13 protein-coding genes and 1 pseudogene are annotated in these 14,859 nt (G+C 68.8%); 7 read left to right on the forward strand and 7 right to left on the reverse strand.

What is annotated here, in order from left to right; translation table 11 throughout:
- Positions 1-7: 7 nt before the first annotated feature.
- The 4 genes from SK095_RS05005 (at position 8) to SK095_RS05020 (ending at position 4,113) form a co-directional block, all read left to right on the forward strand.
- A complete protein-coding gene (locus SK095_RS05005) occupies positions 8-223 on the forward strand; it encodes a TOBE domain-containing protein (protein ID WP_090215127.1) in 216 nt (71 codons plus the stop codon).
- Between the two features lie 246 nt (positions 224-469).
- The gene (locus SK095_RS05010) at positions 470-940 is read left to right on the forward strand and encodes a DUF2271 domain-containing protein (RefSeq protein ID WP_136489480.1); all 471 of its coding nucleotides are present in this window, start codon (positions 470-472) and stop codon (positions 938-940) included.
- Between the two features lie 16 nt (positions 941-956).
- Positions 957-3,206, forward strand: coding sequence for a PepSY domain-containing protein (locus SK095_RS05015; protein ID WP_320548096.1), 2,250 nt, complete (start codon positions 957-959; stop codon positions 3,204-3,206).
- Positions 3,190-4,113, forward strand: a complete 924-nt coding sequence (locus SK095_RS05020) for an FAD:protein FMN transferase (protein ID WP_320548097.1) — start codon at positions 3,190-3,192, stop codon at positions 4,111-4,113. Before SK095_RS05015 ends, SK095_RS05020 begins: the two co-directional genes overlap by 17 nt.
- 2 nt (positions 4,114-4,115) lie before the next feature.
- On the opposite strand, the pseudogene SK095_RS05025 reads toward SK095_RS05020, so the two are convergent.
- The 4 genes and pseudogenes from SK095_RS05025 to SK095_RS05040 form a co-directional block, all read right to left on the reverse strand.
- A pseudogene (locus SK095_RS05025) lies at positions 4,116-4,232 on the reverse strand (sugar phosphate isomerase/epimerase); the annotation flags it as partial.
- A 121-nt stretch (positions 4,233-4,353) separates the two neighbouring features.
- Positions 4,354-5,310, reverse strand: a complete 957-nt coding sequence (rarD, locus tag SK095_RS05030; RefSeq protein ID WP_136489483.1) for an EamA family transporter RarD — start codon at positions 5,308-5,310, stop codon at positions 4,354-4,356.
- A gap of 269 nt (positions 5,311-5,579) precedes the next feature.
- A complete protein-coding gene (locus tag SK095_RS05035) occupies positions 5,580-6,971 on the reverse strand; it encodes a phospholipase D-like domain-containing protein (RefSeq protein WP_320548098.1) in 1,392 nt (463 codons plus the stop codon).
- A 217-nt stretch (positions 6,972-7,188) separates the two neighbouring features.
- Complete coding sequence (locus tag SK095_RS05040) at positions 7,189-9,552, reverse strand: DNA polymerase II (protein ID WP_320548099.1); 2,364 nt, start codon at positions 9,550-9,552, stop codon at positions 7,189-7,191.
- A 172-nt stretch (positions 9,553-9,724) separates the two neighbouring features.
- Here SK095_RS05040 and amrS point away from each other — a divergent pair, with 172 nt between their 5' ends.
- The gene (gene amrS, locus SK095_RS05045) at positions 9,725-10,813 is read left to right on the forward strand and encodes an AmmeMemoRadiSam system radical SAM enzyme (RefSeq protein WP_320548100.1); all 1,089 of its coding nucleotides are present in this window, start codon (positions 9,725-9,727) and stop codon (positions 10,811-10,813) included.
- 43 nt (positions 10,814-10,856) lie between these two features.
- On the opposite strand, the gene SK095_RS05050 is transcribed toward amrS, so the two are convergent.
- Positions 10,857-11,846, reverse strand: coding sequence for a DMT family transporter (locus tag SK095_RS05050; protein ID WP_320548101.1), 990 nt, complete (start codon positions 11,844-11,846; stop codon positions 10,857-10,859).
- A gap of 103 nt (positions 11,847-11,949) precedes the next feature.
- Here SK095_RS05050 and SK095_RS05055 point away from each other — a divergent pair, with 103 nt between their 5' ends.
- Positions 11,950-12,849: a LysR substrate-binding domain-containing protein gene (locus tag SK095_RS05055; RefSeq protein ID WP_136489489.1), complete on the forward strand. Its 900-nt coding sequence runs from the start codon at positions 11,950-11,952 to the stop codon at positions 12,847-12,849.
- Between the two features lie 238 nt (positions 12,850-13,087).
- Positions 13,088-13,585, forward strand: a complete 498-nt coding sequence (locus SK095_RS05060) for a hypothetical protein (protein WP_320548867.1) — start codon at positions 13,088-13,090, stop codon at positions 13,583-13,585.
- 119 nt (positions 13,586-13,704) lie between these two features.
- Here the strand turns inward: SK095_RS05060 and SK095_RS05065 are convergent, their stop codons facing one another.
- Together SK095_RS05065 and SK095_RS05070 are read right to left on the reverse strand one after the other, a co-directional pair.
- The gene (locus tag SK095_RS05065) at positions 13,705-14,013 is read right to left on the reverse strand and encodes an AzlD family protein (protein ID WP_320548102.1); all 309 of its coding nucleotides are present in this window, start codon (positions 14,011-14,013) and stop codon (positions 13,705-13,707) included.
- Complete coding sequence (locus SK095_RS05070; protein WP_320548103.1) at positions 14,003-14,719, reverse strand: AzlC family ABC transporter permease; 717 nt, start codon at positions 14,717-14,719, stop codon at positions 14,003-14,005. The genes SK095_RS05065 and SK095_RS05070 overlap by 11 nt, the downstream gene beginning before the upstream one ends.
- Positions 14,720-14,859: the final 140 nt, after the last annotated feature.

A 14,859-nucleotide genomic window follows, 5' to 3' on the forward strand; every position in this document is an offset into this window, starting at 1 on the left:
CAAGACCATGACCATCAAAGCCATCAACGTGCGCAACCAGTTCAAGGGCACCATCAAGGAGATCGTCCTCGGCGACGTGCTCTCCGAAATCGACGTGCAGACCGCCGCCGGCATCGTCACTTCGGTGATCACCACCCGCTCGGTCAAGGAGCTGGAACTGGCCGTCGGCAGCGAGGTGATCGCCTTCGTCAAATCCACCGAGGTGTCCATCGCCAAGCTGTGATCCGCCGAGCGGAACGGGGCGACGCGGGGGGAGCGCCCTCTCCCGCTCGCATCCGGCCACCTCCGCTGGCGCCCGAGCATAGCGCAACGCCCGCTGGAGACAGCGGGCGTTCTCTTTCCAGGCAGGCAACCGCCCGGCAGGCACACCTGGCTTAAGTCCCGATTAAGCCCATTCCCGCAGCCCTTCAGCCTGGATTCAGCCTGGTTCCGTACTGTAGCCACATCGAATCCGCAGGAGCCTGCCCCCATGAACAAGAAGCTCATCTCGCTGGCCCTGGCCGGCGCCACCGCCGCACCGCTGCTGGCCCAGGCACAGACCCAGTCCCTGACGCTGGACGTCACCCTCAAGGAATACCGCGGCAAGGGCGCCTACCTGGCCATCTACCTGACCGATGCCGACGGCCAGTACCAGAAGACCCTGTGGGTCGCCGGCAAGAAGGCCAAGTACTACCGCCACCTGCGCGACTGGACCCGTGGTGGCGGCGCGCAGAGCGCCGAGTACGACGGCCTGACCGGCGCCAGCGTCGGCAGTGGCGACAACCTGACGGTCGAGGTCGAACTGGAGCAGGCCCTGCTCGATGCCGGCTACGAGATCCGCGTCGACAGCGCGGTCGAGGACAAGCGCGACAACCGCGCCGAGGTCCGCCTGCCGCTGACCCGCGAGCCGGGCGAAGCCAGCGGCAGCGGCTACGTCGACCGCCTCAGCTACAGTTTCTGATCCCCACGAGGCCACCATGAATCGTCGCCTGCACCTGCTGACCAGCCTCCTGCTCAGCGCCCTGCTGCTGGTTTCCGCCGCCACCGGGCTGGTGCTGTCGGGCGCCAGCCTGAGCGAACAGTTCGGCCAGCTGGACGCCCCCGGCGACAGCGTGGCCGTCGTCGCCGAGCGCGTCAGCCAGCACCTGCCCAACGTAGAGCGCCTGGAGCGCAGCGCCAACGGCACCCTGCTCGCCACCCTCGGCGGCGATGTCGAGGAGCCGGTCCACGTGGTCGACCCGGCGACCGGCGAAGACCTCGGCCCCTACGTCCCGTCGGCCACCCTCGAGTGGCTGCGCGACCTGCACCGCGAGCTGCTGCTCGGCTCGACCGGCCGCTGGCTGAGCGGCCTGGCGGCGCTGGCCCTGGCGCTGCTGGCGATCAGCGGCGCGATCCTGCTGGCCCGCCGCCTCGGTGGCTGGCGCCGCCTGCTGACGCCGATCCGCGCCGGCCAGGGCATGCTGCACTGGCACACGGTGATCGCCCGCTGGACTCTGCCGGGGCTGGCCGTGCTCGCCCTCAGCGGCCTGTACTTGTCGGCGACCAGCCTGGGCCTGCTCGGCGACGGCTCCGACAACGAGCCTGCCTGGCCGGAAGGCATCCAGGCCGCCCCGCACCTGCCGCTGGGCAGCCTCGCGGCGCTGCGCCAGGTGGAGCTGCCCCAGCTGCGCGAACTGGAATTCCCCAGCGCCGCGGACGACATCCACTACCTCGGCGTGCGTACCGCCAGCGGCAGCGGTTTCGTCAACGCCGCCAGCGGCCAGTGGATCAGCTTCCAGCGCAACGGCGCGGCGCAGAACCTCTATGAAACCGCCTACGCCCTGCACACCGGCGAGGGCATGCCGTTGTGGTCCATGGCCCTCGCCGGCCTGGCGCTGTCCACCCTGTTCCTCGGCGGCAGCGGCCTGCTCGGCTGGTGGCAGCGGCGCGGCCGCGCCGGCGTACAGGACCAGGGCGTACCGGCCGAACAGGCCAAGGCGGTGATCCTGGTCGGCAGCCAGGGCGGCTCGACCTGGACCTACGCCCGCCAGCTGCAGGCGCAACTCGAGGCTGCCGGCTGGCCGGTGCACGTCGCCGCCATGAACGCCGTGCAGGACGATTACCCGCAGGCACGCTGCCTGCTGCTGCTCGCCGCCACCTACGGCGACGGCCAGGCGCCGGACAGCGCCACACAGTTCCTCGGCCGCCTGGCCGAAGTCCGCTGGCCGGCCCGCGGCCTGCCGGTGGCGGTGCTCGGCTTCGGCGATCGCCAGTTCCCGCGCTTCTGCGCCTATGCCGAAGCGGTCGAGCAGGCCCTGCTGCAACGCGGTTGCCAGCCGCTGCTGCCGCTGCAGCGCGTCGACCGCCAGGCCAGCGGCGAGCTGAACGCCTGGGCCGGGCAGCTCGGCGAATGTCTCGGCACCCCGCTGCGCCTGCAATCGGCGCTGCTGCCGACCAGCGCGGTGCGCCTAACCCTGCAGGAGCGCCAGTGCTACAGCGAGCGCGGCGGCCAGCCGGCCGCGGTGCTGCGCTTCGTCGTGGCCCCCGGCAGCACCAGCTTCGCCCCCGGCGACCTGCTGGCCATCCGTCCGCTCGATGCCGCGGCGGTCGACACCGCGCCGGCCGATGCCACGGCGGTCGATACCGCGCAGGCCGACGCTTCGCAGAAAGACACTGCGCCGCGCCTGTACTCCATCGCCAGCGCCGCTGACGACGGTTTCGTCGAGATCTGCGTGCGCCGCCATCCGCAGGGGCTGTGCTCCAGCTACCTGCACGGCCTGCAGCCGGGCGCCACGCTTGAGGCGAGCATCCAGCCGCATCCGGGCTTCCGTCCGCAGGCCGGCGAGCATCCGGTGCTGCTGATCGGCGCCGGCGTGGGTGTGGCGCCGCTGATCGGCTTCGTGCGCAGGAATGAATCCCGCCGCCCCATCCAGCTCTACTGGGGCGGACGCCACGCCAGCGACCAGCTGTATGGCGAGGAACTCCGGCAGTGCCTGGCGGACGGCCGCCTGCAGCGCCTGCAGCGGGCCTTCTCCGAGGGGCCGACGCCGGCCTACGTGCAGGACCGCCTGCGCGAGGATGGCGTCAGTATCCGCGCACTGCTGCAACAGGGCGCCCAGGTGCTGGTCTGCGGCTCGCGGGAGATGGCCGCCGGCGTGCGCGCCGTGCTGGAAGCCCTGCTGGCCGAGATGGGCAGCAACCTCGATCAACTCAAGGCACAGGGGCGCTTCCGTGAAGACGTTTACTGATTGCGAACCGCTGCTGCGCTACAGCCTCAGCGGGCCGACCATGGGCAGCCGCTTCACCGCGGTGTTCTTCGCCGCCGCCGGGCTCGACACCCGGCCCATCCAGGCCGAGCTGCAGGCGGCGGTGGACCGGGTCGATGCGCAGATGTCGACCTGGAAGCCGGACTCCACCCTGATGCAACTGAACCGCACACCGCTCGGCCAGTGGTTCGAGCTGCCGGACGAGCTGTACCAGGTGCTGCTCGCCGGCCTGCACGTCGGCAGCCTGTCGCACGGCGCCTTCGACATCGCCCTCGGCGCGCAGGTCAGCGCCTGGGGCTTCGGCCCGGCGCCGGCAGGCGCAAGCGCAACGCCGCGCTGCACGGCCGCCACGGCGCTGACCCTCGACACCGAGCGGCGCGCGGTGCGCAAGGAGGCCGAGGTCAGCCTCGACCTCAACGGCATCGCCAAGGGCTTCGGCGTCGACGAACTGGCCCGCTGCCTGGAACGCCACGGCATCCAGCGCTATCTGGTGGGCATCGACGGCGAGCTGCGCGCCCGCGGCGCGAAGCCCGACGGTGCCTGGCGCGTCGCCCTGGAGAAGCCCGAGTACGGCCGCCGCGAGGTGTTCGCCAGCCTGGAACTGGCCGACACGGCCATCGCCACCTCCGGCGACTACCGCCACTGGCGCGAGCGCGACGGCCAGCGCTATTCCCACACACTCGACCCGCGCAGCGGGACGCCGCTGCACAACGGCATCGCCTCGGTCACCGTGCTGACCGGCAGCTGCCTGTACGCCGACGCCTGGGCCACGGCGCTGATGGTGCTGGGCGTCGAGCGAGGCGCCCGGCTGGCCCGCGAGCAGGGCCTGGGCGCGGTGTTCCTGGTGCGCGAGGGAGAGCACATCCGCGAGGTCACGGTGGGAATCTGACTTCAGATCCGCGCCAGCAGGGTGCGCGCCTTGTCGATGGCGATCTGCGCCCGCTCCAGGGGGCCGACGCCCTGCTCGCAGAGCTGGCGGGTGGGGATTTCCAGGCCCATCGGCAGCGACTCCGTCGGCGTGTTTGGCGTCGATCAGGAGGGGCGGCCCTGGCTGCGCCGGATCAGGCTGCTGGACTGATCCACACGCCGCTTCCAGGCCGAGCGCGGGTGGACGTCGGGAGGCCGCTAGCTAGCCGGCGTCCCTGTCGGCAGCCCTGGCGCTCTCGCCTGCCGCCGGCCTGCCACGCCACCGCTGACGCAGCAGCGACCGGATGCCGTCCATGATCAGCACCAGGATCGCCAGCCAGATGGCGATGTAGGTCGGCCACTGCGACGGCGCGATGGACTCCCCCAGCAGCAGGGAGGCCAGGACCAGCAGGACCGGCTCGACATAGGAGAGCAGGCCGAACAGCGCCAGGTTGAGCCGCGGCGCCGAAAGCGCGGAAAGTGCCAGTGCCGAGGCGCTGAGGGCGCCCAGCCCGACGATCAGCAGGGGAAGATGGGCGGCGCCATCCGCACCACTCAGCACCATCCCGCCCTTCCAGATGAAGAACAGGCTCAGCGGCAGGCTGAGGGTCATGTCGCACCACAGTCCCCCCAGGTTGTTGGTGCCAATGACTCGGCGCAGATAGAAATACAGTGGGTATCCCAGGCAGACCAGCAGGGTCGGCCACGAAACCCGGCCAACCACGGTGAACTCATTGATCACGCCGATTCCGGCCAGTCCGCAGGCCAGAAGCTGCAGCGGGGTTATCCGCTCGTGGAAGGCGAATCGCCCGACCATGGCGGCGGTGATGGGCAGCAGGAAGTAGCCGAGCGAGACGTCCAGGGCGTGGCCATTCAGCGGGGCCCACATGAACAGCCAGACCTGGATGCCCAGCAGGAAGGCGGACAGGAGGCGCTTGGCCCAGAACAGGCTTTCGCGGCGCAGCCTTCGCCCGATTGACCTCACTTCATCCCAGGCGCCTGTCGCCAGGAGCAGCAGCGTCAGGCACGGAACCGTGAGCAGCGTTCTCCAGCCATAGATTTCCTCGCCGCTCAACGGCGCCAGCAGCCCCGTGTAGGCATACATGACGGCGAACAGGATCGAGGACAGGACATTGAGCAGAATGCCGGCGGAGGTGTTGCCTGGACTGGGAGTATTCATGGGGGGGAGATCAATTCTGGAATGGCGCCAGGTCTGCCGGACGCCCCGCAAGGCATCTGGAAAATCTGGCAAGCAAAAGCGGATTCACTGGCGAAGTCGACGAGCGACCACCCTGGGCAGTACTTGTACGCCCCTGAGCGACTGGTCGTCGGCGGCGTGCTCGCGCGGATTGTGACCGATGCCGCCACGGCTGGGAACGAAGATCGTTGGCCAGCGCGTTCTGACTTGACCCCCGCCCTCGCCGCCGCCTTCGCCCCGAATGCACCGGCTCACAACTGCAACCCCAGCAACTGCGAGACGCCCTCGGCCGCGTCGCGCAGCAGCCCCGGCTGGCTGGCGACGTAGGGGCTGGCGCCGCCCTTCTCCTGTTCGAACCAGGCGGCGAAGCGGCGCACGTCCTCGGCGCGGTGGAAGGCGACCATCAGCTCGTAGTTGAGGAACAGGCTGCGGCTGTCGAAGTTGGCGGAGCCGCTCAGCGCCAGCGTCTCGTCGAACACCGCCAGCTTGCCGTGCATCATCCCCGGCGCCAGCCAGATGCGCGCCCCGGCAGCGGCCAGCGTGCGCAGCGGCCGCCCCCGGGCCAGGTCGGACAGGCGGTGATTGGAACGCGCCGGCAGCAGCAGGTCGACCGCCACCCCGCGGCGCGCGGCCAGGCACAGCGCCATCAGCAGGGCCGTCTCGGGAACGAAGTACGGCGTGGCCAGGGCGATGCGCTGGCGGGCCTGGTAGGCGCCGCTGACCAGCAGCGCGTAGACGGTGTCGTCGGCCTGGTCCGGGCCGGAAGCGACCAGTTGCGCCCCGCCGGGCACAAACCCCGCCGGGGCACAGCCGGGATGGCTGGCCGGCAGGCCCCTGGCGAAGGCCCAGTCGCGCTCGAACAGCGCGCTGGCCTGGGCGCTCAGTGGCCCGCGCAGGTCGAAGCTCAGGTCGCCCCACGGCGCGGCGCCGGACTTGCCCTCGAAGTATTCCGCCGCCAGGTTGCGTCCTCCGCACCACAGCCGGCATTCGGCCCGCCCCGCATCGGCGATCAGCAGCTTGCGATGGTTGCGCAGGTTGGTCGGCGAGCGCAGCGGGGCGTGCAGCGGCGGCGCGAACAGCGCCAGCTCGCCGCCGGCGGCGGTCAGGCGCTGCAGGTTCGGCCGACGGGCCATCAGGATGCCCATGCCGTCCAGCAACAGCCGGACACGCACGCCGGCGCGGGCCTTCCGGCAGAGCCGGTCGAGCACGGCCTCGCCGAGGGCATCGCGGCCGATGAGGAAGGTACACAGGTCGAGCGAGACCTGCGCCGCGTCGATGGTGGCCCACAGCGCCTCGCCGGCCTGCCGGCCGTCCGTGTGCACGTTCAGCTCGCGGTAGTGCGCCGGCGCGGGCTGGCCGAGCGTCATGATGGTTTCGACAGCCCAGCCGCCGGCGCGGCCCTCGGCACTGGGTGCAGCCACCGGCGCGAGCGGCGGACGGGCCAGCTTGCGGGTGCCGAACAGCAGGAAGGCCGGCAGGGCCAGGTAGGGCAGCAGCAGGATGAACAGCATCCAGGCGACCGCCGCCACGGGATGCCGGCGCTGGCGCCGCACATGGGAGTTGACGACGTAGACGAGGACGGCCACCACGGTGATCAGGCCATCCAGCGTGAGCCAGTGGATGAGGGACAGCTCGGACAGCATGGACGACACCTCGGCCGCTGGAGCGCGGCGGCTCCATGAAGTGTCGCTGCTAATGGGGAAACTGCGAGCGCAGCGAGCACAAAGCGATGCCCGCCTGCGCCCCGGTGCCGCCCGGCTGCCACCGCTCCTCGACCAGCAGTACGGCCTGGCTGTACTTCATGGCGCCGCGCAAGCTGGAAGGCTGATCCGGCGTTTCTGTCTGCTGGAAATCGCCGCTTCAGAACAGCTCCATCTGCCCGTCCACCAGGCGCCGGAAGTCGCTGTGCACGAAGGGCAGGATGGCGTCGGCCACCGGCTGCAGCTGGCGCGTCACGTAGTGGTCGTAGTCGATGGGCGCCTGGCGGGACTCCAGAGGCTCGGGCCCGGCGGTGGTGATCACGTAGCTGATCCAGCCGCCGCGCTGGTACTGCAGCGGGCGTCCGTGGCGGGCGTTGTACGCGTCGGCCAGGCGCGCCGCCTTCACATGGGGCGGCACGTTGCGTTCGTAGTCGTCCAGGCGTCGGCGCAGGCGCTTGCGGTAGATCAGCAGCTCGTCCAGCTCACCGGCCAGGGTGCGGCGCACATAGTCGCGCACATAGTCCTCGAAGGGTTGCCGCCGGAAGATGCGCTGGTAGAGCTCCTGCTGGAACTCCCGGGCCAGCGGCGACCAGTCGGTGCGCACGGTTTCCAGGCCCTTGAACACCATCTCCTCGCTGCCGTCGGCGCGCCGCACCAGGCCGGCGTAGCGCTTCTTGCTGCCCTCCTCGGCTCCGCGGATGGTGGGCATCAGGAAGCGCCGGTAGTGGGTCTCGAACTGTAGTTCGAGGGCGCTGTCGAGGCCGAACTCGGCCGTCAGGTGCTCGCGCCACCACTGGTTGACCTGCTGCACCAGCTCGCGGCCGATGCGGCTGGCGTCTTCCTCCGCGTGCGCGCGGCCGAGCCAGACGAAGGTGGAGTCGGTGTCGCCATAGATCACCTGGTAGCCGCGCGCCTCGATCAGCTCGCGGGTACGGCGCATGATCTCGTGCCCGCGCATGGTGATCGAGGACGCCAGGCGCGGGTCGAAGAAGCGGCAGCCACTGGAGCCGAGCACGCCGTAGAAGGCGTTCATGATGATCTTCAGCGCCTGTGCCAGCGGCTGGTTGCCGCCCTGCTTGGCCGCGTCGCGGCCCTCCCAGACCCGCGCGACTATGGCCGGCAGACAGTGCCGGGTGCGCGAGAAGCGCGCGCCGCGGAAACCCGGCACCGAGTGCGCGTCGTCGCTCTGGCGCAGCCCTTCGATCAGGCCGACCGGGTCGATCAGGAAGGTGCGGATGATCGACGGGTACAGGCTCTTGTAGTCCAGCACCAGCACCGACTCGTAGAGGCCCGGGCGCGAATCCATCACGAAACCGCCGGGACTGGCCTCCGGCAGGCGCTCGCCGAGGCTGGGCGCGACGAAGCCCAGACGGTGCATCGGCGGCAGGTACAGATGGGTGAAGGCCGCCACCGAGCCGCCGCTGCGGTCGGCCGGCAGGCCGGTGACCGCGGCCCGTTCCAGCAGGAACGAGAGCAGCTCGGTCTTCTCGAAGATGCGCGTCACCAGTTCGCAGTCCTTGAGGTTGTAGCGCGCCAGCGCCGGCTTGTCCTCGGCGAAGCGGCGGTCGATCTCGGCCATGCGCTGGTAGGGATTGTCGATCGACTTGCCCTCCCCCAGCAGCGTCTGCGCCACGTTCTCCAGGCTGAACGAGGGGAAGTTCCAGGTCGCCGAACGCAGCGCCTCGATGCCGTCGATGATCAGCCGCCCGGCGGCCTCGGCGAAGAAGTGGCCGTTGCGGCTGCCATGCTCGCGCCAGCCCATCTCGTCGCCAGCGCGCCCCAGGCGCAGCGGCACCTTCAGGCGCTGGGCGTGCTCGCGCAGCACGCGCAGGTCGAACTGCACCAGGTTCCAGCCGATGATGGCGTCGGGGTCATGGCGCGCCAGCCAGTCGTTGAGCCGCTCCAGCAGCTCGGCACGGCTGGCGCAGTACTCCAGGGCGAAGTCCAGCCCGCTCGCCTCGCCATTGGCCGGGCCGAGCATGTACACCTGGCGCTGGCCGCAGCCTTCCAGGGCGATGGAATACAGATCGCCGCGGCTGTTGGTCTCGATGTCGAGGGAGACCAGGCGCAGGCGCGGACGATAGTCGGGGGCAGGACGCAACTGGGCATCCAGCAGCACACCGTCGTCAGCCGGCGTGCCGCCGAAGGACACCGGCGCGGTGATGAAGCGCTCCATCAGGAAACGCTCGGGCGGACGGATGTCGGCCTCGTAGACATCTACGCCGCCGGCGCGCAGGACCTTTTCCAGGCGCAGCAGCTGCGCGTACTGCCGGCAGTAGAGGCCGAGCACCGGGCGGTGATGGAAGTCGCGCAGCTCCAGCTCGCGCAGCTCGGCATCCGCCTCGCCCTTGAGCAGCTGCTCGGCGCGCTGGCGCTGCTCGGCGGGGACGAAGGCCACCGCAGGCTGCACGGGCACCCGCACGCGGCGCGGACCGGCGTCGGTCGCCAGCCAGAACTCGACCTCGATGCCCGCCGACGTGTCGCGCCAGTGCCGCGTCAGCACGAAACCCAGTTGCCCTTCCACGCCGATGACCTTGAGAAAATGCCGACAGGTAGGATTCTACGTGCTCGATGGTAGCGGGGCCAAAAGCGGCGACTCACAAGCGACAATATCCTGGCCTGATCCAGCATGTTCCGCACATTGTTGGGGTCCGCCACCAATGGCATAGTGACAGGCACGCGGTAGGAGGCTTGCCATGAATGACCTGTCCGCACATTACCCGGGGCGCTGGTGGCACAGCCTGCCCGATGGCCGCATCCAGTGCGACCTCTGCCCCCGTGACTGCAAGCTGCGCGACGGGCAGCGTGGCGCCTGCTTCGTGCGTATGCGCGAAGGCGAGCAGGTGGTGCTGACCACCTACGGGCGCTCTTCCGGCTTCTGCATCGACCCCATCGAGAAGAAGCCGCTCAACCACTTCCTCCCCGGATGGGCGGTGCTGTCCTTCGGCACGGCAGGCTGCAACCTCGCCTGCAAGTTCTGCCAGAACTGGGATATCAGCAAATCGCGGGACATGGACCATCTGATGGATCAGGCCAGCCCGCAGCAGATCGCCCTGGCGGCGGAGAACTCGGGCTGCGCCAGCGTGGCCTTCACCTACAACGATCCGGTGATCTTCGCCGAATACGCCATCGATACGGCCATCGCTTGCCGCGCGCGCGGCATCCGGACGGTGGCGGTGACCTCCGGCTACATCCACGCCGAACCGCGCCGCGAATTCTTCGCGGTGATGGACGCGGCGAATGTCGACCTCAAGGCCTTCACCGACAGCTTCTATTTCAAGCTCACCGGCGCCCATCTGCAGCCGGTGCTGGATACCCTGGTCTATCTGCGCCACGAAACCGACGTCTGGACGGAGATCACCACCCTGCTGATCCCGGACCACAACGATTCGAACTGGGAGATCGAGGCCCTGTGCGCCTGGGTATTCAGGGAGCTGGGGCCGGAGGTGCCGCTGCACTTCACCGCCTTCCACCCCGACTTCAAGATGCTCGAAACCCCGCGCACCCCGCCGGCAACGCTCAGGCGCGCCCGGCAGATCGCCCTGGCGCAGGGGCTGCACTATGTCTACACGGGCAACGTGCACGATGCCGAGGGCGGCACGACCTTCTGTCCGGGCTGCGGCGCGCCCCTGATCGAGCGTGACTGGCACCGCATCCTGCACTACCGGCTGACCGCCGAGGGCCGCTGCCCGCAGTGCCACACCGCCATCGCCGGGCGCTTCGACCAGCAGGCCGGCGCGTTCGGCCAGCGCCGGATTCCGCTGCGGCTGAACCCGCAGTCCTGAACGGCTGGCCTCCCGTCGATGGGCCGCAGCGGCGCTGCGCCGGCTAGCGCCCGGGCGGAGCGACGGCAGCCGATGCCGGTTGGGCGCCGGCAACAGCGGCAGCCTCGGCGACCGGGTGCGGCTGGGCCGGGGCCGCACGCCGCGCCACCAGCAGCACTCCCGCCAGCACCAGACCAGCCCCGGCCAGCTGCGCCAGGGAAACCGGCTCGGCGAGTAACAGCCAGGCGAAGAAGATCGTCAGCATCGGGCCCAGGGTGCCAATCAGCACGGTACGCGCCGCGCCGATGCGCTGCACGGCGGCCGATTGCCAGAACACCGGCAGCACCGTGGAAAACAGGGCCATGCCCGCGCCATACAGGTAAACCGGTGCGGGCTGGTTCAGCGCGGAAAGCGGCTGACTGAGCGCGAAGTGAATCTGCGTCGCCAAGGTCGACACGATGATCCCCAGCGCGGCAAAGCGCATGGAGCCGACGCGCTTGATGGCGATCTCCGCGCCGGCACTGTACAGCGCATAGGACAGCGCCGAACCGAACACGAAGGCCGCGCCGATCAGCACCACCCCCATGTCGTCGGCCACCTGCAGGTCGTGGGCGAACGCCAGGCCAATGCCGGCGTAGGACAGCAGCAACGCGCCGATCTGCCGTCGCTCCAGGCGCTTGCCCATGAACAGCACGCCGATCAGCACGGTCAGGGTCGGATAGATGAAGAGAATCAGCCGCTCCAGGGCGGCCGAGATGTACTGCAAGCCGACGAAGTCGAGGATGCTGGCCCCGTAGTAACCGAGCAGCCCCAGCAGGATCAGCAGCCCCCAGTCCTGGCGAGTCAGCGCGGGGCCGCTGCGCAACAGCGAAAGGCTGACCCAGAGCACCACCGGCAAGGCAAAGGTCATCCGCAGGGTCAGCAGCGTGACGGCATCCACGGGCGCTGCGGCATAGGCCAGCTTGACGAAGATCGCCTTAAACGAAAATCCGAATGCCGCGAGAATCGCCAGCACGATGCCCCAGCGCTCGGCCGACCAGTTGTTCCACGCCATGGCAGATCACCTCTCAGACTTTTTCTGAGACGAATGATCACGCCAAGCGAAACCCGGTTAAATTGGCTTTTCCGCAATACAGCGTTCGGATTTGACCAATCCTATGCATTACGACCTGACCGACCTGCGCCTGTTCGTCGCCATTGCCGAGGCGCGCAACCTCACCCGCGGCGCCGAGCGCGTCCATCTGGCGGCCTCTTCGGCCAGCCATCGTATTCGCCTGCTGGAAGAGTCGACGGGCACCCCGTTGCTGGTTCGCCAAGCCCGCGGCGTCAGCCTGACCCGTGCCGGCGATGTGCTGCTGCGCCACGCGCGCCAGGTGTTCGCCCAGCTCGAACAGATGCATGCTGACCTCAGCCCCTATGCCAAGGGGGTGCGCGGCCACGTCAGCCTGTGGGCCAACACCCACGCCACCCATGCCTTCCTGCCGGACAGCCTGGCGACCTTCCTGCAGCGTCACCCCCAGGTGGGTATCTCGCTGGAAGAGCACACCAGCCCCGAAGTGGTCCTGGCCGTCGCCCGCGGCGAGGTGGAGGTCGGAGTCGTGGCCGATACGGTGGCCGGCGCCGAAGTGGAGCTGATCCCCTATCGCGCCGACCGCCTGGTACTGATCGCCCCGCCCGACCACCCGCTGGCCAGACGCGCCCGTACCGCCTTTGCCGAGGTGCTGGACCACCCCTTCGTGATGCTGCATGCCGGCTCGGCCATTCACACCTTCACCATGAACGCCGCCGCCGCGCTCGGCCGCCATCTGGAGGTGCGCATCCAGGTGCGCAGCTTCGAGGCCGTGTGCCGCATGGTCAGCGCCGGCGTCGGTCTGGGCCTGGTGCCGCGCAGCGCCATCGCCGAACACAGCCAGCGCTTGCCGCTGGCCGTTGTCGAACTGGAGGAACCCTGGGCACAGCGCGACCTGCAGGTGTGCGTGCGCAAGCGCGAGCTGCTGTCGCGCTTCGCCGCGGACCTGGTCGACTGCCTGACCGACAGCAGGTTGGAACCTAGATGACGCAGGCGCCATCGGCCAGGTAGCCGCATCGCACAGCGACCGCCAGCGAGAAAGAACGGTCAGCTCGGCGCGCAGCTGCTTTGGGCCGCACGCTGTCGCTGGAGAGTGGCCGGAAGCAAACGTTCAGAGCACAAAAATCTGCCCCCATGGCCGACGAACCTGGCCAAGACTCAATACAATTGGTACCCGATTACCCTGAGCCATGAACATGGCTGCATCGAACAAGGAACCCGCCTCCATGGCCTCCCCGGATAAACAGCAAAAACGTGCCCAGCGGGCCAAAGCCAAGGCCAAGCAGAACCGTTCGGGCAAAGCCAAGGCCAATGTCGGACATCCGCTACTGGCCAATCCGCTGGTCAACGAGCCATTCGATGATGTCGAAATCGACCTGAGCACCTTCGACTTCAAAGACATCGAGGAGAACGGTTTCGATCCGGCGCACTTCGACGACCTGTTCCAGGCGATGAAAGTCGGCGAAGGCATCAGCCTGCTCGCGATGTGCCTGGTGTTCCTGCAGTACCCGGTGCTGGAGCTGGTGGTCGTCGAGGAAGAGGAAGAGGCAGCCATCGACTTCATGATGGGCCTGCTGATCGCCTATCGCGGGTTCTTCCACGATGAAGACGAAGACACGGCAGTGAATTGGATCAGCAGCGCCGCCTTCCAGACTGCCTACAACGAAGCGTCGATGATCCTGCAGAAGAAGTACGCCCGCGGCACCTCGAGCGACCGAGCTTAGCCGCGAGCCGAGCAGCCACGGTTGGCAAGTCCATTCGAGCGAGAGCGGTGCGAGCAGGCCGGCGCGTTCGGCCAGCGCCGGATTCCGCTGCGGCTGGCCCCTCGGCCCTGAGCGTCAGCTCAGAACTGCCTGACCAGCGCCGCCACCAGGATGCCGGCAGCGATGGCGGGCAGCGGTTTTTTCAGCAGCAGCATGGTGGCGGCGGTCGCCAGCAGGGCCAGCCTTGCGCCAGTGTCCCCCTCCAGCGCCATGGGGGCCAGCAGCGCCACCAGCACGGAGCTGGCCATGGCGCCGATGAACTGCTTCACCCGGTAGCCGATGGGCACGAACGACATCACGTAGATACCGCCCCAACGGGTCGCCAGGGTCACTACCGCCATGAGCAGCACCAGGATCAGTGCGCCGGAACCCGTCGTTTCAAGACTCACGTTTCTTCTCCGGCAGGAAGGTTCCGGTCAAGCCGCCTGCCAGGGCGCCGACGACGACGTGGCTGTTGTCCGGCAGAAACCAGTAGGCCAGCAGTGAGGCGCCGGCGGCGACGAACCAGATGGTCAGGATGCGCAGATTCTTTTCCCCGCCCACCACCATGGCCAGCAGGAAGCAGCCCATCACCATGTCCAGCCCCAGACTCCGGGGATCGTGGATGGCCCCGCCAAAACAGATGCCCAGCCAGGTGCCCACCACCCAGAACGACCAGAGGGCGAGGCCGCCGCCCAGCAGCAGGCCGATCCCCGGCTGGCCGCGACCGAACGCCTGCATGGACATGGCCCAGTTGGCATCGGAGGCCAGCAGCATGACGCCGTAGCGCCTTGCCGGCGGCAGCTGGCGCAGCCACGGATAGAGTGTCGCCCCCATCAGCAGATGCCGGGCATTGATGGCGAACACGGTAAGCACCAGGGTGAAGAGCGGGACCTGGGGCCCCCACAGCTCCAGTGCGGCGAACTGGGAGGCGCCGGCGAAGACCAGCGTGCTCATCGCCATGATCACCGAGTCCTGCAGCCCTGCCTGCACGGCGGCCAGGCCGAAGGCCGCGCCGAATACCGTGACGAACAGGGAGATGGGGACGAGCTGCCTGAAGCCAGCCCACACCATCTGGCGATCGAACTCGTGCAGGGTGGTATCCGTGCCCGTCATGCCGCAGCCTCTCCAACTTCTCGATGTCGATTCCGCCACTGCAACGGCCGTCGCAGCAGTCTCGGACCACGACTATGCGCGGCGCCGAGCAAAAAGGAAAACGCATAATCCTGCTGTATGCTATTTGATGTTCGAATACC

Source organism: Pseudomonas sp. AN-1 (genome assembly GCF_034057115.1).
In the GTDB taxonomy this organism is placed as follows: domain Bacteria; phylum Pseudomonadota; class Gammaproteobacteria; order Pseudomonadales; family Pseudomonadaceae; genus Geopseudomonas.